Genomic DNA, 18,994 nt, shown 5'->3' on the forward strand with positions numbered 1-18,994 from the left:
TATTCTGGCACAGACGGCCTCGGATGGCAAACCAGCCTTTATGATGGTTATTCCCTCAAGAAATGGGGAGAATGGATGCAGGAACTGAACAAATGACAGAGGAGATATGAAGCGATGAATCATATTGCGGATACCGTTACGTTACATAATGGAGTGAAAATGCCCCTACTTGGCCTTGGCGTCTATAAAGTGGAGGAAGGCGCGACGGTCGTCCAATCGGTCAAATGGGCGATCGCCCACGGCTATCGCAGCATTGACACGGCGGCGATTTACAAGAACGAGCGCGGCGTCGGTCAAGGCGTTCGTGAGGCCATGCAGGAGAATGGGCTGACGCGTGAGCAGCTCTTCATTACTTCGAAGGTGTGGAACAGCGACCTCGGGTATGAATCGGCATTGGCCGCTTATGAGACCAGCTTGGAGAAGCTCGGACTCGACTACCTTGACCTGTATCTGATTCACTGGCCCGTTAAGGGGAAATACAACGACGCGTGGCGGGCATTGGAGAAGCTGTATCAGGATGGCCGCGTGAAAGCGATCGGCGTCAGCAACTTCCACGTACATCATCTGGAAGATGTGATGAGCATCGCGACGATCAAGCCGATGGTCGATCAAGTGGAGCTCCATCCGCGGCTTACGCAGCCGGAGCTGCAGCGCTTCACGAAGGAGCATGGCATCGTGCTCGAGGCGTGGTCGCCGCTCATGCAGGGCGAGCTGCTGGGCGATCCGCTGCTTAGCGACATCGCGGCCAAGCACGGCAAGTCCGTCGCGCAGATCATCCTTCGCTGGGACCTGCAGCACGGCGTCGTCACGATCCCGAAATCGACGAACGAGAAGCGCATCATGGAGAATGCGTCGCTGTACGATTTCGAGCTGAGCGCGGAGGATATGGCGCGGATCGACGGGCTTAACGAGAACCGCCGCATCGGGCCGGACCCGGATAATTTCAATTTCTAAAATGAAACGCCACTCCTTCACCCTAGGAGTGGCGTTCCTTATTTCATCGCTTCCTGTTCCACGAGCTTCATAAACTCATGGACCACCTTCAGGTTGGCCTTCTGGCTGCCGAGCTTCAGCATGGCCCGTCCCACGAAATTGACTCCTTTGTTGCTTCCCTCGTACACGAACGCCGTATGCGAATCGTCTATTCTCGTTAGCGCAAACGTGAGCGTAATCTCGAACGCTTTGCCTAGCACGAAGTGGATCGTTTTCCGCTTGGCGTCCGGGGTATCTTCGTAAACCAGCGTGTCCACGATATACGTTTCCACACGCTTGCCCTCGCGGTACTTCTGCCGGTGCTTGGCGCCTGCTTCCCGCTCGGTCTTCTCGATAAGCGTATGCTCCTCGACCTTCGGCATAATCCGCTTCATATTCGCATCCGCGAATAGGTCCCACACTTTCTCGATATTGGCTGCGATCGTGATCCGCTCGCTCCACTCCAACATGCGCTATTCCCTCCCCGATGCAAGAAATTCGTCAATCTCCTCAACCTGTGCCAGAAGATCTTGGATCTGCATGCGTTTGTTTTCCCGTTTCTGCTCCAATAAAGCCTCTAAATGCGCAAAGGATTCGTCCTTCATGACCGCGCTCATCTCCTGGATCGTAAATCCGAATCGTCTCAGCTTCGCAAGCAGCACCGCTTCAAAATAACTGCCGTCGTCATAGTACCGATAGCGGGTTACAGGATCGATATACGCCGGCTCCAGCAGCTTCACCTCCGCATAGTAGCGCAGCGTCTCCTTGCTCAGTCCCGTCATTTCCACGAATTCGCCGATCTTGTACATGCATCTCCTCCCTCACCCATCATAAACCGTGGGGTGCACCACAGAGTCAATAGCTCATTCCATTATAGCTTGCTACCAAAATAAAAACCCCTCAGACGAGCCTAATGCCAAACACCCCGTCCATGCAGCCGAAATGCTGTCTAAGGCGGGGTGTTTTCACGGTTTTAAAATCCATAAGGAAGGGCACCATAAATGGAAGATCATGAACAAATGATCGGTTCAACAATCGGTCCATGCAGGGAGTACCCTAACATGATTCTATTGTTTTATGCCATCATCAACGCGGCTGCCGTGGTATTTTTCGTCCGTTTAAAGAAAAGGCTGCATATCCTGGAGGTCATGATGTACTGGTTTGCCGCCTCCTACATGTATCAAAATCTCTCTGCCCTCTGCTACATGAATTTCAAGACGCTCATTATCCCTGATCAGCTCAGTTACGAACTTGCCCATTTTTTAAGCCGTATTCTGCTGTACCCCGCACTGATAGTTGTCTTCCTCCATGTCTATCTTGGCCTAGGTTCGTTCCTGGCGAAGCTGCTGCTGGCCGTCCTTTACATCGGTCTCCTCACGGGGCTCGAATGGATGGATCACTGGCTTGGCGTCGTCGTCCACAAGAATTGGCACTTCTGGTGGTCCCTTGTCTTCTGGCTTAGCACGCTGCTTGTCCTGCTTGGCTTCATGACCGCGTTTCGCAAAATCCTGTTCCGGAGGAATGTGCCGAAATGAATGTCACCTTTGACTGGAACGAATGGTTCGCCATCTTCGCGTCCTCGATCGCATTCTTGAATTTTCTCATCGTTCGAGGCTACTTCTCTGCCGCCATGGTCGTCATCGTGGTGATGTACAACATCTTTTTGGTGTCCACCATTGATTACTTCCTAATCGCCACGCCTTTCAAAGTTTACATATTCGGGGACAATCCTTCCTATGAGCTGTCCGGGGGGCTGTTTCATCTGTTTATGTACCCCAGCGCATCGCTTCTGTTCCTGTTCCTTTATGACAAATTTGAACTTTATGGACATAAAACCGTCTGGTACATCCTGGGATGGACCTGCTTCGCGCTGCTCTTCGAATGGATATGCGTCTATAACCGCTTTCTGGTGTATACCGGCTGGAAGCTTTATTACTCCATTCCGACCTACCCGATCGCGGCTGTACAGCTTATCCTTCTGTACCGATTTGCGACACGCAAGCTGCTCCAGATCGGCTTCGATAATCACTACAAATAATGGTGAGCGGCTTGCGCCGGCGGTAGACCAAAACGGTGAGCGGCCCGTGCCGGCGGCAGACCAAAGCGGCGAGCGCTAGCTCTTCTCCGCTGCGATCAGCAGGAAAATCGGCCGACGCGTCTCATCCCGCATGTCAGGATAAGCGGCAAGCGCTTCTTCGGTCGGCTGCGGTTCGGAGAGCTTCTTGATCGTGAACCCCGCCTCAATAAGAGTGTTGATGAGCGTGGCGGCCGTCCGGTGATATTTCACCACATCGCTTCCCAGAAAACGGGTGTCCCGCTTCCCCTCCTGCTGGTAATCGTCTACCGGCCAGTGCAGCCGCTCACCCTTGGTCCCGTAATGCCAATCCTGCGCGGCACGCGCCGTGAATACCGGGTGCTCGACCGAGAGAATGAAGCTGCCTCCGGGCACGACAGCTTCGAAGACGCTGCGGCAGACGTCATCGAAGCGTTCAATATAGTGGAGCGCCAGGGAGCTAATCACCACATCGAACTGCCTCGCTTCAAAATCAATGTCCTCAATCGCCATCCTGCGGTATTCGATCGCAGGATCATCCGTTAAAGCTTTGGCGCGGGCAATCATTTTATCCGATAGATCGATGCCGATCACCGACTTGGCGCCCATCTGGAGCGCATACCGGCAATGCCAGCCTAGGCCGCAGCCCAGGTCAAGCAGCCTCTTATCCTTCAGCTCGGGCATGAGAGCCCGCAGCGCCGGCCACTCTCCGGCCGCGTCCAGGCCGCCGACAGAGCGCGGCATTTGATTGTAGGCCGCGAAAAAATCCGGATCGTCGTATTTATTTTGCTTCATCTGGGTACGCCTCCTTTTCCGTTATCATATCATCCTTGGTATAATAGGTAAAAAAACTGCCGGCAAGTACCGGCAGCTTCTCTGAGGTTGCTATGATCATACATAAAGGCGAAACCCTATTCCGCCAGGGCGAATCCGGACCGCTCTATCAGTTGCGCAGCGGGCTGCTCAAGATCGTCCGCGTCCATCAGGACGGGGCGCAGCTGCTGGTCAACATCATCGTGCCCGGCGAAATGATCCCCCATCATTCATTAATCAGCCCCAATCCCTATTTCGGGACGGCTATTGCGCTCGTGACAAGCGAAGTCGATGTCCTCCCGGCCGAGGAATGGTACGCGGCGTTGGAGCGCGATCCGTTGAAATGCCGCGATATCGCGCTCATGCTGCAGGAAAGGCTCCGCATGATGCAGCAGCGGATCGACCAGCTGACCGAGGTCGCCCCCGCCCAGAAGCTGCGCAAGCTTCAGGCTTGGTTTCAAGCCTATATCTCGCCCGCTTCCCTCACGGAGGTGCTGACGCAGGACGAGATCGGGCAGCTGATCGGGCTGCGCCGCGAGACCGTAAACCGGCTGCTGCGAAGCAAGCCGGACGACGGCGCGGACCGCTAGCTGCGGGCTGCCGTTTCCTTCGGCTCTGCCGCAGGCTCCAGGCTGCCCATCGGGCCGAAAAATTCAAAATGGATATCGGCAGCGGCTACGCCCCACTCCTTCAGGAGCCGGTACACCAGCTTCATGAACGGCTCGGGGCCGCAGAAGTAGAAGCTCGCATCCTTGGTCGGCACGACGCTTTGGAGCCATGGCAGGTCAATGTATCCTTCTTTATCGAAGGCTCTGTTTGCCCGGTCGTCCGCCGTCGGCTTATCGTAGCACCAATAGACCGACACTTGCGGCGAGCGCTGCGCGAGCTCTTCCACTTGCGACCGCAGCGCGTGCACGTTGCCATGCTGCGCCGCGTGAATGAAGGTGACTCGGCGGTTCGTACGATTCGTCTCCGACAGGTCGGCGAGCATGCTGACGAGCGGGGTTAACCCTACGCCGCCGCTGATAAGGACGATCGGACGCTCATCGTTCCGATCCAAGGTGAAATCGCCGGCCGGCGCCGACAGCCAGAGCACGTCGCCCTCCTGAACGGTCTCGTGCAAGTAGGTCGATACCTTTCCTTCCGGTTTGCCCGGCAACGCGTCCTCCCGCTTCACCGAGATTCGATAGTAGGGTTTCCCCGGCGCATCGGACAAGCTGTACTGCCGGATATGCGTATATTCTTCTCCCGGAATGCTCATTTTCACGCTTACATACTGGCCTGGTTCGAAGGCTGGAATCGCGCCGCCATCTTGCGGGACCAGATAGAACGATGTAATGACGTCGCTCTCCCCCACTTTTTTCTCAATTCGGAACGCGCGGAAATCGGCGAAGCCGCCCTGCTGCTGTTCCGACTGGCGATACATCTCCGCCTCCGTCTCGATAAAGACGTTTGCGATCACGCCGTAAGCATCCGCCCACGCCTGCAAAATCTCCTCCGTCGCCGCGTCTCCCAGTACATCCTTGATCGCCTGCAGCAGCATTTGACCGACGATCGGATACTGCTCGGGTTTTACGCCAAGGCTCCGGTGTTTATGCGCGATCTGCTTGACGGCCGGCAAGATCGCCTCCAGCTTATCGATATGCAGCGCAGCCGCGTAAACGGCATTGGCCAGCGCGTTTTGCTGCTTGCCCTGTCTTTGGTTCGCGTGGTTGAACATATTCAGCAGCTCCGGGTAGGCTGTAAACATCAAGTTGTAGAACCGTTTCGTAATCGCAGTACCGTGAACCTCAAGCACCGGGACAGTTGACTTAATAATCGCTATCGTTTGGTTGCTTAGCATGATAGGTTCCTCGCTTTCATCACTTGGTATAATCCAAGTATACGAGTAAGCGCGGCACGGCCGTGTGATTCCAATCACAGCAATTCGCAACGATCTGTGACGGCGAGCGCCGTATTGCGACCCGCACATGCGGGACAATGTTGTCGCATACCGGATGAATGGAGTGTTAAGATCATATAAGGAGGCGACGAATGATGGGCAGCATCACCATTGAAGTGATACAAGACGGCAATATCGAAATGTGCTGGCCGCTTTGCGACGAGCTGATGGCTTTTCAGAAATCGAAAGCATCGATCGCGCCGGAAGTATTCGATACGATGAATTTCGACAACCGCATGAAGCGCAGCTACGAGCGTGCGGCCGAGAGCCAGGTCGTGGTGGTGAAAGACGACGGCGTTCCTGTCGGCTATGTATTTTCCACCATCGATGAGATCAATAATCGTCAAAGCGCCATACCGGAATGGGCGCCCGTGCAGGACCCAGCCGTGAGCAAAGGCTTCTATCCCGATTGGGACTGCCTCCCGTCCAAAGTCGGCACGTTGAATAATCTGTACTTGCGGGACGGCTACCGGGACAAAGGGCTCGGCTCCAAGCTGTTCAACCTGTCGATGGACTGGCTCGAGAGCTTCCCGGACGTCGATCTGGTCTTCGTTTATGTATCGAATGGCAACGACGACGCTCTGAATTTCTACCTCAGCCGCGGGTTTGCCTTCAGTCATGACGTATTCGGCGGCTTCATCAAAGCGCTGTACAGGACAAGCAGGCGAAAGTAACACCAAGAGAGGTAACAGTTACCGCACATGTACCGAAAAGCGCGGAAAGTAACACCAAGAGAGGTAACAGTTACCGCACATGTACCGAAAAGCAACGAAAGCAGCCCCATGAGAGGTAACAGTTACCGCACTTAGGCGGAAAAGGCAGGCGAAACGGCCGTAAAAAAGGGAATCGGGGCAACAAACCCGATTCCCTTCTGCTTATAAGAGTTCAAATGTCGAGATGACCGCCGCGTGGTCGGACGGCCATTCATTGTCCTCATGGCTGCCGAAGCCCTTCGGCTCGCCCGCCACGAACACCTCGGAGCTCACAACCTTCACATTCGAACCGTGATAGTAGATGAAGTCGATACGGTCCTGAGGCTCGAAGGGATTGTCGCCCCAAGGATGCTCCGGCGTATGGACGGTCGACCAGGTGATGCCCGGCATCGCAGCCGGATCCGGATGGACAACCCGGTACGAATCGAGCAGCCCCGCTTCCTCCGCTTGTACGCTGACCGGCCATCTCACGGCATACCCCTCGTGCTGAGCCTTCCTGTCATCGCTCCAATCCAGATGGGATGGAGCATTGAAATCGCCCATCAGGAAGAGCGGCATGTCCGATGCCAAATGCGGCGCCAGTTCTTGCAGCACCAGCTTCATTTGCCATCCTCGGGCCTCGTTCTCCATCGCAATGATGTCATCCACGGATCGCTTATCGAACATCGCCCAATAAGGGCCGTAGGGATCATAGTACAAGTGCGTGACCGCGACGAGAATGACCTGGCCGGACGGCAGCTGGATATGCGCCAGAACCGCGCTCATCCCTTCGATATAAGAGGCCTCAAGAATCGGAAACCGGCTGATGACGCTGCAGTTTGCTTCTCCGTTCTTATTCTGAAAATAATGCCAGCCCAGCTTCTCCGCTACGGCTTTGCCCGGCTCCGGCGTTTCCTGGAACCCGACGATGCCCGCGCCCGACAGCTCTACGGCCTTCGCGATCTTGTTAATCCCATCCCGCACGGCTTCTCCGCCGAGCCACGTATTGAACGTCATGATTTTGACCGATTGCTGCTGTTTCATGTGCTTGCATCTCTCCTTTTCACTTATTGTAACGAAGCCGCGCCGATTTGAAAATGCTGCTGGGCCGTTCGGTGAACGAGGCCGCAAATTCTGCTAAAATGACAGGTAGTACAGCACATGGCTTGGAGGAACCCACGATGTCGCTTATCGGCGAGGAACGGAAACGGAAAATACTCGATCTGCTTGAAACGGACGGCAATGTCTCATCGTCCGAACTGGTTCGGCTTTTTGACGTATCGAAGGAAACGGTGCGAAGATACTTGGATGAGCTGGAGAGCCAGGGCAAGGTGAAAAAAGTATACGGCGGGGCCGTGAAGCCCGCCGCCGGCTACGAGGAGCCTCCCTATCTGGAGCGGATGGCGCTGCAGCGCGAGGAGAAACAACGAATCGGCCGGCTGGCGGCCGGCCTGGTTCGCGACGGGGAAGTGATTTTTCTCGACGAAGGATCGACGCCGCTCACGCTCATTCCCCATTTAACGCAAAGCGGTTTGACGGTGTTGACCCATTCGTTTCCTGCGGCCGCCCTGCTGATGGAACAGCACAATCAAGGGAGTTTCGACGGCCGGGTCTTGTTTCTCGGCGGGGAAATCAGCGCGCGGCACTCACGCTGCTCGGGCTCGATGACCGAGACGGCGCTGAACCATTATTACGTCGATAAAGCCTTCATCTCCGTTGACGGGCTGCAGCCCGAGGCAGGCCTAACCAGCTTGGATGACGGCAAGTCCGCCGTGTCCCGCAAAGCGATTGCCCAGGCGACTGCCGCAATCGTGATGGCGGATTCGACCAAGCTCGGTCACCGGTATCCGTATAAGCTCGGCGACTTTGCGGATATTACGCATATAGCCTGCGGTCAAGCGCCCCCAGCGGATTGGGAGCGGCCGCTCGAGGACAATGCCATTCGGTGGCTGTCTCCTTAGCCCAGCACGCTGATGACCACAATCGCGGCGGCAATCGTCGCCGACGATGCGATCCGCTTCATCCCCTGCTGCTCCTTCAGCACAAGGATGCCGAGCAAGGTCGCGAACACCGTCCCGATTTCGCGAATTGGCGATATATGAGCAATAGGAGCCAGATTCATGGCGAATAAGAAAAGCAGGTAGGAACCGGGCGAAAGCACGGAACCGATCAGCACGACCCGCCAATTCGCGCGGAGCTCCGCCTTCCAGCTTCGGGAGCGTAGCACCATCGGCGTCAGCGCCAGCATGAAACCGAGATTGCCCACCCCAAGCAGCTCCGGCGGCGATAAGTAGTCGAGGGTCAATTTGTCCACGAATACGTAGCTGGTTATACATAAGCCGACCCCGAATGCGAGGAGGATCGGCTTCGACTTGGATGATTCAGGCATTGGCACGGACTGAAGATGCCGCCTGAACGACCAATCGCTGATTTTGAAGAAGCTGACAATCATGCACAAAATGCCGAGCCACCCCCAAAGGGACAACGATTCGCCCAGAAAGGCAACCCCGATAACCGGAACGAGAAGCGTGGCCGTCCCTCTCATCACCGGATACATTTGCGATAAATCGCCCGCGTCGTACGCCTTCGTCAGCATATACGCATAACACCCCTGAAGGACCATGGACAGTAAAATAAGCGCATATCCTTCCCAAGGGAGCTTGCCGCCGATCAGGCGGCCGGCGACCGCTGGGATCAATGCGAGCTCGGACGGAAGAAGAATCAGCCATAAGAACGCCGCTTTGTTCACGCTGCGCTTGGCGAATAAATTCCACACCGCATGCGTCAGACCCGAGCACAGAACAAGAAGAACGGCTAGCAGCAGCATGCCGGTCACCCGATGGCACGTTGTCCGAACAAGCGTTCAGGCAGCCTGGCTTCCCATGCAGGCGGTGCATCCAATCCGAGCGCATGAATGACAACGGCAGCGGTGTCCGTGATGGTCAGGCCAGCCGCCATGATCGTTCCCGGCTCAATTCCAGGCCCAGCGCATGCCCAGAAAATCGTTTTGTCGAGCGGGTGGTCGCTGCCGTGGTCGGTGTCGATCTCGCCGCCCCCGCCGTGGTCGGACACAATGATGACCAGACTATCCTCCAGCAGATCCGCCCGCTCAAGCGCATCCAGAATAATGCCTGTGTTTTCATCCGTTTCTTCAATCGCGCGAAGCTGCTCAGGCGTGTTATAGCCGTGCTTGTGGCCGGCAATATCCGGCACATCCAGATGCACGAACAGCAGTCCGATATCGGGATTGCCCGTGATGTAGTCTGCCGCCGCCTGCGCTACCTCGCGATCGGGCAGCGATATTTTATGTACCCCGAGGTTGGATTCGATAATGCCGAAGTTAATCGGCTCCCAGGAGCTGAACGAGGCAAGCTTGGCTGCCGGATCGGCTTCCCGGATGATGCGGAAGATCGATGGATACGGCGAATTGTCGGGAAAAGGCTGCTTCTCCGCCTTGTAATTCGTCAGCCCATGCTTATCGGGACTTACGCCATGCATAAGCGCTCCCCAGCATTCCGCGCTGATGGTCGGCGAGGCCGTCTGCGCATCGAATGCAATCGCTCCACGCTGTATTAAACGATCCAAGTGCGGCGTATGCGCAGCTTGAACGAAATTCCCCGCTCCATCCCATCCAATAATGATTACGCGACTAACGGCTGCCATTGATTGTTTCCCCCTTGTATACGATTGAATGATTTCCCTTTAAGCATACGCCGGGCCTTGATGCACGTCAATAAAAAACAACCAAAAGCAACATAAGACACTTTTTAATTTTTTATAAGGTTTTTGTCACAAACTAAACACGCCGATTGTCTTAGATAGCGTAAAACATCAAAATTGCGATGGAGGAATGAATCATGCAATTACGAATGAACCACCGTGCCGTGAACCCTGCAGGCTTTCAAGCCCTGCTTAAACTAGAAGATGCTACAAAAAAGATGGGCCTTGATCCCGTGCTGTACGAGCTGATCAAGATCCGCGCTTCGCAAATCAACGGCTGCTCCTTCTGCTTGGATATGCATACGACCGACCTGCGCAACATCGGCGAGACCGAGCAGCGGGTGAACTTGATTCTCGTTTGGCGGGAAACCCCGCTCTTCACCGAGAAAGAACGGGCCGCTCTTGCCCTTACCGAAGCGGTTACGCGCATTTCCGAGGCCGGCGTGCCGCAGGAGGTGTACGATGAAGTGCGCAAGCATTTCAGCGAGAGCGAATACGTGTCCTTGATCATGGCGATCAATGCCATCAACTGCTGGAACCGCATCGCCATTGCAACGGGCATGTACCCCGGCTGTTTCTAAAAACAGAAAACCACCCTCACCGGGTGGTTTTCTTGTTCATCCAAGGGTAATCTAAATACAACGAAGAAGGGGAGGCGCGAGCCCGAATGACGCTGAACAAACCGCTGCTGGATATCGACCAGCTTTACCGCGACTATAAGCCGCTGCTCGCTTCCATCGCGTACCGGATGCTTGGCTCGATGAGCGAAGCTGAGGACGCAGTCCAGGATGTTTTCGTAGCTGTCAGCAAGCTCGGCGGGGATCGCATGATCGAGCACCCGAAAGCCTATCTCGTCAAAATGATTACGAACCGCGCGCTCAACATGATGAAGGCCGCGCCCCGGAAACGTGAAAGCTACCCGGGACAATGGCTCCCTGAGCCTGTCATCGAGCTTGATGCCGCGAAGCAGGAGCAGCCGCAGGAGCATTTGCTGCGGCGCGAGCAGCTCGGCTACGCGATGCTTGTGCTGCTGCAAACATGCACGCCCCAGGAGCGCGCCGTATTCGTGCTGCGCGAGTCGCTCGGCTATGATTACGCGGATATTGCCGCGATACTGGATAAAACCGAGGCGGCCTGCCGCAAAATCTTCAGCCGTGCCGCCGAGAAGATCGGACGCCGCCCACGGCCTGAAGACGAAGCGGCGCTCGACGCGTCCATGGACCGCTTCGTGCAAGCCTTTGCCCAGGCGATTGATACGGGCCGGTTCGAGCCGTTCATTCATCTGCTCACCGATCATGCCGTCATGCTGAGCGACGGCGGCGGCATCGTTCGCTCGGCGCTCAACCCGATCAAAGGCCGCGAGCGGATCGCCGCTTTCTTTGCCGGAATCGCCGGCAAAGGCTCGCTTGCCGGCCAGCTGCGGCGCGTCCGGATCAGCGGTCAGCAGGGGCTGCTTTTGCTGCGCGAGGGCCAGCCTCCGTTCGCCTTCGTGCTGGAGCCGGATGAACAATTCGGCACCATTCGCGCCGTCTATCTGGTGTCCAATCCTGAGAAGCTTACGCGAATTAAAGATTATGAACGCGCATGAAACTTCCTTTGATTCTGCATCGTATTAGTGAGCATGCAGATTCAAGGAGGGTTTATTCATGTCCATGTTCAAACGAATGCTCGCGAGCGTCGGAATCGGCGCGGCTCAAGTCGATCTTATGCTTCATGAGGATGTAGTTCACGCAGGGGATACGATAAGCGGGGTTGTCCGGATTCAAGGCGGCCGCGTCGACCAGCAGGTCGATGACGTCTATGCCTACGTTATGACGCGTTACTTGAAAGAACAGAACGATTCGAAAATCGAACATGAAGCAACGGTGGCAAAATTCCGGTTAACCGGAAAATTCATGGTGAAGGCGGAGCAAGTCTACGAATTCCCGGTCTCTTTCCAGCTTCCGTCCAATACGCCGATATCTATGGGCCGTACGCCGATCTGGATTCAAACCGGACTGGATATCAAAGAAGCCGTCGATCCTAAGGATCATGATCGTTTGCAAGTGCGCCCGCATCCGCATGCGGAAGCCGTTCTGGATGCCGTCGAACAGCTTGGCTTCCGTCTCCGCGAGGTATCGTGCGAATACGCGCCGCATTTCGGCCGGCTCACCGGCTTGCCGTTCGTGCAGGAATTCGAATTCGTTCCGACCTCCCAGTTCCGGGGCCAGCTGGATGAGCTGGAACTCATCTTCAGCCCGAGCGAGAGCGGCATCGAACTGCTGCTCCAAATCGATCGCAAAGCCCGCGGCCTATCCGGTCTATTCGCCGAAGCGTTCGATACCGACGAGAGCTTCGTCAGAATGCGCCTCGACCGCAGCCAGCTGGCTGCCGGCACGAGCTACATTGCCGATCAGCTGTCGGAGACGATCCGCAGATACGCTTAGTAAAATGCAAGAAGCCTTTCCCGATCATCAGGAAAGGCTTCTTTATGATTTCGTTACCTGTTGCTCCTCCGGTAGAGATCGACGCTTTTGTAGCCCGCGCCAAGAATTCCCTTCATCTCTTCTCTGCGCTTGGCCTTCGTATCTTCCTGCACGGCGCTGTACACATAGCGTGCCCAGTCCTTCTGGTAGCCGGGCGTTAGCGACCGGTAGAAGGCCAGCACCTCCGGAGCATCTTGCAGATCCAGCTCCACATCCGGAATCATCGCGATGTAGTCGTCCACGCATTGACTCGGCTTCGATGAAGCCGCCTTCTTCGGCGGCTCGATCTTGAAGCCAACGACCGTGAACACATCGTCCAGACCGACCATCCGCGCGAATTTCAGGCTGCTTGTCCCGATATAACCGTCCTCGTCGGCACCCAACCCTTCAAAGAGGCTGTCTCGGTGAATATAGGTCGGATAGACCTTATTCCCCTTCTTGGGATACGCCGCGTACAAGTAGCCGCCCACCGTCAAATAATCGCCCGCAATGACTTGCTGGATCAGGTTTTGCAGTGCTTTCATATCAAGCGTGTACGCAAAAATCAGATCGTAGCTGGGGGCCGCTAGCTTAGTATCGTAACCCTCCAGTCCGGCAAAATGATCTTCGCCGCCTTCAGGCTTATACAGGATCGCAGCCTTCTTATATTTGTTTAAATTGAGCTTGTCCACTATGGTCTTAGACGACACTTGGCATCCTCCGTTTCGCATGGTCATGCTTGCCTTTATCATACCATTTTCGCTACTCCGGTTTCACTTGCCTCGGCACTGCTTCATAACCCTTTGTAACACCCGGAAATACATAGTGATACTTGGTATTACCCGGTGCGACTTCGTGTTACTAAGTAATACCGAGTCACATTAGCTCCATGCTTCTATGTCTTCCTCATCGATTTCATCCGCGACAGCCGGCTCAAAAGAGGGAGAGAGCTGCGATTCAGACGCCGTAGAGGCTGCAGAGTTTGTGGACGCTTCAGATGCATCAGGCGCAACAGGTGCCTCGGATTCCGCAGCCGCATCAATCGTTTCGGCCGCAGTGACCGCTTCCGCCGCGGCAGCTGCTGTCTCCTGCCGGGCTTCCGCTAGGACGTCAGCTTCCATGGAGGCCGCCATGCCCGCACCTGTGCCGGAATCCTGGATGCCTATCCTCTCGGCCGGTATATACAGCTGCAGGTTACGAACCCCATGAAGCATAATTTCGTTCTCTACCAAGTAACGAAAGGAATCCATCAGATTCGTTTGCATGTTCAGCCACGCCATTACGAGCGGATCTTCCGTCTTCTTGGTCTTCAGGCTAATATTGTCGCCCGGAAGCTTCGTCTTCTTCATTCCTATCACCTGCCGGCATCATTAGTTACGCGGGAGTTACAACGGGCTCCACCGCTTTATTTTTCAGCGCCTCGAAGATTTTGCCGCGTACGAAGGAGTCGAGCCCCCTTGCGTTGAGTTCCACCGCATACTCAGCCGGAATGTAGAGCAGCTTGAGTTCCCGCTCGTCGCACAGCTCCCTCAGATACGGAGACAGAATGGACCGCATCAGGATGCTGCCTCCGCCATAAACGCAAATCAAGTCGATCTCGTTGCGCGCTTTGGTCAGCTGCTTCTTGACATGCTGCACGATCTGCTTGACCTGGCTTTCAAGCGGCCGGCGCAGCGTCTTGAGCGCTCTCGCATGGTACTTGTGCCTCGGATTTTTGAGCACGTCGCTAAAGAATTGGCGCGGACTGTCCGGCAGATGGATCAAGCGGTTGAATTCCTGCAGCGCTTCTTCGATCGCATAGCCCGCTCCATGGTGGCTGCCATGCACGAACTGCCGCAGGAAGCGGTTGCCCTCGGTAATCGGATACTCCGTAGAGCCGTCGCCAATATCGACATGCAGAATGCGCTTATCTTTAAAGAAGCTGCCGTTAAATTTCTTATCAATGCCGTATGATGCCGCGAATTCGGAGAAGATCTCCCCTTCCCGCCAATTCCCTACGCTATCCTTCTGGAGCGTAAAAATAACCGGCGTCGCTTCAGGCACGACTTTGACGAAAGGGAACACGATGTTGACCGCCACGCGCTGAATGCCCAAATGGACGGTTACATGATGCTTGCCGTTCGTGAATCGCTTCTCGAACCGGGCGGACGTTTCGTCATTATGCTGCGTTACCGGCAGGGCCGTCGCCATATCGACTTCAATGTCGAGCTGTGCCGGGATTTTTTTCTCCTCGTTATAGGCCTTCTGAACCGCTACCGCGGCGATCTGCGCCAGCGTGTTTACGACAGGCAGGTCCATATCGCTCTTGGAATCGATGCCGATCTGAATATTATCGATGATTTCGCCGCTCTCGAGCGCGAACTTTCCGACATAGTACATCCCAGGCTTCGTAGAAGGCGAATCGATCGTAACGACAAGTTGATCCTGCAAGTTCTTGAGGAAACTCTCCGGAAGCTGCTCCTCGCGCCACGGAAGCTCGTCCACGCTGCAATTCACGTTCGGCTGCCGAATCAATCTGCCGTCAATCACCAGATCATGCTCGCTGTTCCCGTTATCGTTGCCTACAAAGAAATGATAATTCATTCTTGAATCCTCCCTATAACTAGGTATTGGTTTTGGTCATCCCAGCCAACCGCCTGCACGTCACGTCAACGACAATTACATTCCTTGGTATTACTTTGCCATACACGGTGTTAGCAGGCATCATGCTACAGTCCCACGGCGCATTAAGCTTCTCTCATTTGAATTTGTCGGATCATGACGCGAGCCTGGTCCCAAAAAAAAGAGACCATCCTCCCACGGATCGTCTCTTGCCTTCTCGCTTATATCCACCGTCTTCGCTGGGCCTCCCGCAGCTTCCAGTACGCCCCTCTCGCTTCGATCAGCGCTGGATGCGTGCCTTGCTCGCACACGCTGCCTTGGCGAACGACGATAATATGGTCCATCGTTTCCAGTCCTTCCAGCCTATGCGTGATCCACAGCACCGTTCTGTTCTTTAGAACCGTTCGCATCGATTGGACGAAAGCTTGCCGGGTCAAGGGATCCAAGCTGGAGGTTGGTTCATCGAACAGCGTGATCGGGGCATCCCGAAGCAAAGCGCGAGCCAAAGCCACCCGCTGCCGCTCTCCGCCGGACAAGCGCGCCCCTCCTTCGCCGATGACGGTATCATAGCCTTGCGGCATGGCCTCAATCGCATCATGGATAAGCGCGAGCTTCGCTGCATGCATGCATTCCTCTGCCGAGGCGCCGGGTTTGCCGAGCCGCAAGTTTTCAAGCACCGTCGCGTTGAACAGCTGTACCTGCTGAGATACCACCCCGAAGAGACTGCGTACAGCCTCCTCCGGCAGCTCACGCAATTCCATCCGGTTGAGGAGGATGGAGCCGGTTTGGTAGGGACGCAGTTTGAGCAGCAGCTGCAGGATCGAGCTTTTGCCCGCCCCGCTTTCGCCGACGATCGCCACATGCTGGTCTTGCTTTAGCTCAAAGGATAATTGGCGCAAAGCAGACGTCCCGTCCGGGTAGTGCATTTGTACCTGTTGAAACCGTATTTCCAACGGCGGCTGATTCAGCTCAATGAGTCCCTGGACCGAACACCCTGCAGCCTGTCCATAGGACGGCTGCGTTAGCGGCGCATCGGCGAGCGCGAACAACCGCTTTCCTGCCGCAAGCGTTTGACCGGCTTGCTGGAATGCGGCTGGAAGCGCCATAACCGATTCGAACCCTGCCAGCGTAACGAGAATTAACGTCGGGAGTGCCAAGCCTTCCAGCTTGCCCTGCCCGATCAACGGAATGGCGGTCAGCAGCACGAGCCACATTGCGAGCTTCGCCATTGCAGACATAGCGGCTCCGGATAGGGAGGCGATTCTGTTCATGCCGGTATTCAGGCCGTCGATCCTTCTTTGGGTAGATTCCAGCCGTAGCAGCTGTTCGCCTTCTCTTCCTGCTGCCACAAGCTCCGGCAGACCCGTGACCAGCTCCGAAGCCTGCAGGTAGAGCTCCGCCCTAGCCTCTGCCAACGATTCGCCTCTTACGCGCCCGAAGCGATGGGCAGCGTAAGGAATCCCTGCTCCGGCCAGTATCAGCATCAAGGCCACAAGCAAGCCGAGCGAGTAATGATAGGCGGCTAAAATGCTAAAGCAGAGCCCTATGGTAAGCAAAGCAATCACCGGCGGAGCAACAAGGCGCAGAAAGAAATGCTGCAGCTGCTCCACATCGCTGACGACGGAGCCCAGCATGTCCCCGCTGCGATTCTTCTCCAGCAGCTCGGCTCCTCTCGGCTCCAAGCGGCCATAGAGCCATTTCCGGATGCCTGCGAGCACGCGGAATGCCGCATCATGCGAAAAGAGGCGTTCCAAGTAGCGGAATACGCCTCTCGACAAACCAAAGAACCGTACGCCGACGATCGGCAGCCAGATTAACAGCACGTTCTCCGGATGCAGAGCGGCTGCCGCAATCAAATAGCCCGAAGTCCCCATGAGCCCGACGTTCGCCCCGACAGTGAGGAATCCGAGCAAAATCGCGGCCGACATTTGCAGCCGGTATGGCTTCATGAAATGCAGCATGCGCCAGAACGTGCTCATCCGGCCATCCCCTCCTGCTCTCTTGCTTTTGCGCGATGTTGCGCAGATTCATGCTCTTCGGCATTCATCATGCTAGCGTACAGCCCGTTTGCGTCCATTAAAGCTTCGTGGCTGCCGCTTGCAACGATCGCACCGTCTTGCAAAGCCACAATATGGTCCGCCGTGCGTGCCAAATCCATATGATGCGTGACCAGGACCGTCGTTCGGCCCCTTCCCCATTGCTCTAGAGACCTCTTAATAAACTCTCCATTCTCCAAATCCAGCTGGTCCGTCGGCTCGTCCAGCACGAGCAAAGGCGCTTGCTTCAACAGCGCTCTCGCGAGAGCGATTCTCTGCACCTGCCCGCCGCTCAGCTGCGCTTGTTCCGATAGAACGGTCTCATAGCCATGGGCAAGCTCCCGAATGAATCCATCCGCATTAGCCATGCAGGCTGCCCGTACGATATCCTTTGCGGCGGCATGAGGATGCCCTAACGTTAGATTTTGTTCAACTGTAGCCGGAAACAGGTGAGGCTTCTGCTCGCAAACCGCCAGCTGAGAGCGCCACCATTTCATTGAAAGTTCGCTCATATCGGTTCCATCGATAAGAATTCGCCCCGACGCCGGCTTGATATACCCCTGCAGCAGCTCGAGCAGCGTGCTCTTACCCGCTCCGCTCGGGCCGACGATGGCCAGCCGCTCACCAGGTTCGATCACGAAGGACACCTCGGACAAGACCGGGATCGGCACGTCCGGATACTGAACGGTTACGCGGTCAAATTCGATGCGATATCCCCGGCTGCTGGCGGGCAGGCTCCTTCCGTCCGGTTGTTCCGGCCAGCCAAGCGGCTCCACGTCCAATACCTGAAGTATGCGCTCCGCGGCGGTCATACCGTTCAAGCCGGCATGATACTGGGCTCCTAATTGACGTATCGGCGCATAAAATTCCGGCACCAGCAGCAGCACGCAGAAGGCCCGGTAGAAGATAAGCTCGCCGGATATCAGCCGCAAGCCCAAGAATACGGCGACAACGGCCGTGCTAAGCGTCGCGAACAGCTCCATAACGAAGGCCGACATGAAGGCAATCCGCATGGTCGACATGGTCGTCGTCCTGAGCTTCTCGCTTATACGGGAAATAATTTCGATTTGCGCTTTGCTCCGGTTGAACAGGATTAACGTGGGCAATCCTCTCAGCACATCGAAAAAATGCCCGCTCAACAAGCCCAGCTGATGGAACTGGCGATCGGCCTTCTTCTTCGCCGCTTGGCCGATGATCACCATAAAGACAATGAGCATTGGGAGCGTAACCGCCATAATGCCGGCTGATATCCAATCGAGAGGCGCCGCCATGCAGAGTACGGCCAGCGGCAGAAAGGCGGACAGACTCCTTTGCGGCAAATATTTCGCCACGTAGTTTTCCAGTTGGTCTACACCTTCGCAAAGGACGCTGACCAACTCCCCGCTCCGCTCCCCCTTCGCATAAACGGGTCCGAGCTCTGAAATTTGCCGGGCAAGCCGCAGCCGAAGCTCGCTCTTCATCCGCGCCGCCGCCTGCAGGGCTGCATATTCGCTGACCAACAGAAGCACCGCCCGTAAACCGATCCAGCCGAGCAGCAGCCATAAAGCGGGGATCAGGCTTCGAAGCGATTTCCCGCCTATAAATGCCCCATCGACGATATGCGCGAGCTGGGATGCTTCCAGCAAGAGAACAAGCCCGCCCGTGCCCGCCAAAACTACGGCGGCGCCTATGCGAAAGCGCGCCGCCGGAACGTATCGGAATAATCTTCGGTTCTGGTTCAT

General features: G+C 55.9%; 21 protein-coding genes. 9 read left to right on the forward strand and 12 right to left on the reverse strand.

The window, feature by feature from the left end:
* Positions 1-114 precede the first annotated feature (114 nt).
* Positions 115-954 carry an aldo/keto reductase gene (locus DL346_RS24285; RefSeq protein WP_112884974.1) on the forward strand — a complete coding sequence of 280 codons (840 nt, stop codon included), beginning with the start codon at positions 115-117 and terminating at the stop codon, positions 952-954.
* A 38-nt stretch (positions 955-992) separates the two neighbouring features.
* Here the strand turns inward: DL346_RS24285 and DL346_RS24290 are convergent, their stop codons facing one another.
* Together DL346_RS24290 and DL346_RS24295 are read right to left on the reverse strand one after the other, a co-directional pair.
* Positions 993-1,442, reverse strand: a complete 450-nt coding sequence (locus tag DL346_RS24290) for an SRPBCC family protein (RefSeq protein WP_112884975.1) — start codon at positions 1,440-1,442, stop codon at positions 993-995.
* 3 nt (positions 1,443-1,445) lie between these two features.
* Positions 1,446-1,781, reverse strand: a complete 336-nt coding sequence (locus DL346_RS24295; RefSeq protein ID WP_112884976.1) for a MerR family transcriptional regulator — start codon at positions 1,779-1,781, stop codon at positions 1,446-1,448.
* 252 nt (positions 1,782-2,033) lie between these two features.
* Here DL346_RS24295 and DL346_RS24300 point away from each other — a divergent pair, with 252 nt between their 5' ends.
* The gene (locus DL346_RS24300) at positions 2,034-2,507 is read left to right on the forward strand and encodes a hypothetical protein (RefSeq protein ID WP_133257568.1); all 474 of its coding nucleotides are present in this window, start codon (positions 2,034-2,036) and stop codon (positions 2,505-2,507) included.
* Positions 2,504-3,010: a hypothetical protein gene (locus tag DL346_RS24305; protein WP_112884978.1), complete on the forward strand. Its 507-nt coding sequence runs from the start codon at positions 2,504-2,506 to the stop codon at positions 3,008-3,010. The genes DL346_RS24300 and DL346_RS24305 overlap by 4 nt, the downstream gene beginning before the upstream one ends.
* Before the next feature lie 75 nt (positions 3,011-3,085).
* Here DL346_RS24305 and DL346_RS24310 read toward each other — a convergent pair whose 3' ends face one another.
* Positions 3,086-3,820 carry a class I SAM-dependent methyltransferase gene (locus DL346_RS24310; protein ID WP_112884979.1) on the reverse strand — a complete coding sequence of 245 codons (735 nt, stop codon included), beginning with the start codon at positions 3,818-3,820 and terminating at the stop codon, positions 3,086-3,088.
* A 92-nt stretch (positions 3,821-3,912) separates the two neighbouring features.
* On the opposite strand from DL346_RS24310, the gene DL346_RS24315 reads away from it, so the two are divergent.
* Positions 3,913-4,428, forward strand: a complete 516-nt coding sequence (locus tag DL346_RS24315) for a Crp/Fnr family transcriptional regulator (RefSeq protein WP_112884980.1) — start codon at positions 3,913-3,915, stop codon at positions 4,426-4,428.
* Here DL346_RS24315 and hmpA read toward each other — a convergent pair.
* Positions 4,425-5,681 carry an NO-inducible flavohemoprotein gene (hmpA, locus tag DL346_RS24320; protein ID WP_112884981.1) on the reverse strand — a complete coding sequence of 419 codons (1,257 nt, stop codon included), beginning with the start codon at positions 5,679-5,681 and terminating at the stop codon, positions 4,425-4,427. The two genes, DL346_RS24315 and hmpA, sit on opposite strands and share 4 nt — an antisense overlap.
* 191 nt (positions 5,682-5,872) lie before the next feature.
* Between hmpA and DL346_RS24325 the strand changes: the two genes are divergently transcribed.
* Positions 5,873-6,454 (forward strand): GNAT family N-acetyltransferase, encoded by a 582-nt coding sequence (locus DL346_RS24325; RefSeq protein ID WP_240633394.1) that lies wholly within the window; start codon positions 5,873-5,875, stop codon positions 6,452-6,454.
* A gap of 201 nt (positions 6,455-6,655) precedes the next feature.
* On the opposite strand, the gene DL346_RS24330 is transcribed toward DL346_RS24325, so the two are convergent.
* Complete coding sequence (locus DL346_RS24330; protein ID WP_112884983.1) at positions 6,656-7,516, reverse strand: endonuclease/exonuclease/phosphatase family protein; 861 nt, start codon at positions 7,514-7,516, stop codon at positions 6,656-6,658.
* 137 nt (positions 7,517-7,653) lie between these two features.
* On the opposite strand from DL346_RS24330, the gene DL346_RS24335 reads away from it, so the two are divergent.
* Positions 7,654-8,433 carry a DeoR/GlpR family DNA-binding transcription regulator gene (locus DL346_RS24335; RefSeq protein ID WP_165822653.1) on the forward strand — a complete coding sequence of 260 codons (780 nt, stop codon included), beginning with the start codon at positions 7,654-7,656 and terminating at the stop codon, positions 8,431-8,433.
* On the opposite strand, the gene DL346_RS24340 is transcribed toward DL346_RS24335, so the two are convergent.
* Both DL346_RS24340 and DL346_RS24345 read right to left on the reverse strand, forming a co-directional pair.
* Positions 8,430-9,299 carry a DMT family transporter gene (locus DL346_RS24340; protein ID WP_112884985.1) on the reverse strand — a complete coding sequence of 290 codons (870 nt, stop codon included), beginning with the start codon at positions 9,297-9,299 and terminating at the stop codon, positions 8,430-8,432. The genes DL346_RS24335 and DL346_RS24340 overlap by 4 nt on opposite strands.
* Positions 9,300-9,304: 5 nt before the next feature.
* Entirely contained in the window at positions 9,305-10,135 is an 831-nt protein-coding gene (locus DL346_RS24345) for an alkaline phosphatase family protein (protein WP_112884986.1), read from the reverse strand.
* 194 nt (positions 10,136-10,329) lie between these two features.
* Between DL346_RS24345 and DL346_RS24350 the strand changes: the two genes are divergently transcribed.
* The 3 genes from DL346_RS24350 to DL346_RS24360 all read left to right on the forward strand — a co-directional run bounded on the left by DL346_RS24350 (position 10,330) and on the right by DL346_RS24360 (position 12,618).
* On the forward strand, positions 10,330-10,773 hold the full coding sequence (locus DL346_RS24350; RefSeq protein WP_112884987.1) for a carboxymuconolactone decarboxylase family protein: 444 nt from the start codon (positions 10,330-10,332) through the stop codon (positions 10,771-10,773).
* Positions 10,774-10,859: 86 nt separating this feature from the next.
* Complete coding sequence (locus DL346_RS24355; protein WP_112884988.1) at positions 10,860-11,780, forward strand: sigma-70 family RNA polymerase sigma factor; 921 nt, start codon at positions 10,860-10,862, stop codon at positions 11,778-11,780.
* 58 nt (positions 11,781-11,838) lie between these two features.
* Positions 11,839-12,618, forward strand: coding sequence for a sporulation protein (locus tag DL346_RS24360; protein ID WP_112884989.1), 780 nt, complete (start codon positions 11,839-11,841; stop codon positions 12,616-12,618).
* Positions 12,619-12,671: 53 nt separating this feature from the next.
* Here the strand turns inward: DL346_RS24360 and DL346_RS24365 are convergent, their stop codons facing one another.
* From DL346_RS24365 to cydD, 5 genes are all read right to left on the reverse strand, one after another.
* Positions 12,672-13,346, reverse strand: coding sequence for a YdeI/OmpD-associated family protein (locus tag DL346_RS24365; RefSeq protein ID WP_240633395.1), 675 nt, complete (start codon positions 13,344-13,346; stop codon positions 12,672-12,674).
* 171 nt (positions 13,347-13,517) lie between these two features.
* Positions 13,518-13,985 carry a hypothetical protein gene (locus DL346_RS29335; protein ID WP_206098581.1) on the reverse strand — a complete coding sequence of 156 codons (468 nt, stop codon included), beginning with the start codon at positions 13,983-13,985 and terminating at the stop codon, positions 13,518-13,520.
* 25 nt (positions 13,986-14,010) lie between these two features.
* Positions 14,011-15,219, reverse strand: a complete 1,209-nt coding sequence (locus DL346_RS24375) for a ParM/StbA family protein (RefSeq protein ID WP_112884990.1) — start codon at positions 15,217-15,219, stop codon at positions 14,011-14,013.
* A gap of 239 nt (positions 15,220-15,458) precedes the next feature.
* Positions 15,459-17,216, reverse strand: coding sequence for a thiol reductant ABC exporter subunit CydC (gene cydC / locus DL346_RS24380; RefSeq protein ID WP_112884991.1), 1,758 nt, complete (start codon positions 17,214-17,216; stop codon positions 15,459-15,461).
* Positions 17,213-18,994 (reverse strand): thiol reductant ABC exporter subunit CydD, encoded by a 1,782-nt coding sequence (cydD, locus tag DL346_RS24385; protein ID WP_112884992.1) that lies wholly within the window; start codon positions 18,992-18,994, stop codon positions 17,213-17,215. The genes cydC and cydD overlap by 4 nt, the downstream gene beginning before the upstream one ends.

The sequence above is a fragment of the Paenibacillus montanisoli genome (genome assembly GCF_003268025.1).
GTDB classification, from domain to species: domain Bacteria; phylum Bacillota; class Bacilli; order Paenibacillales; family Paenibacillaceae; genus Paenibacillus_Z; species Paenibacillus_Z montanisoli.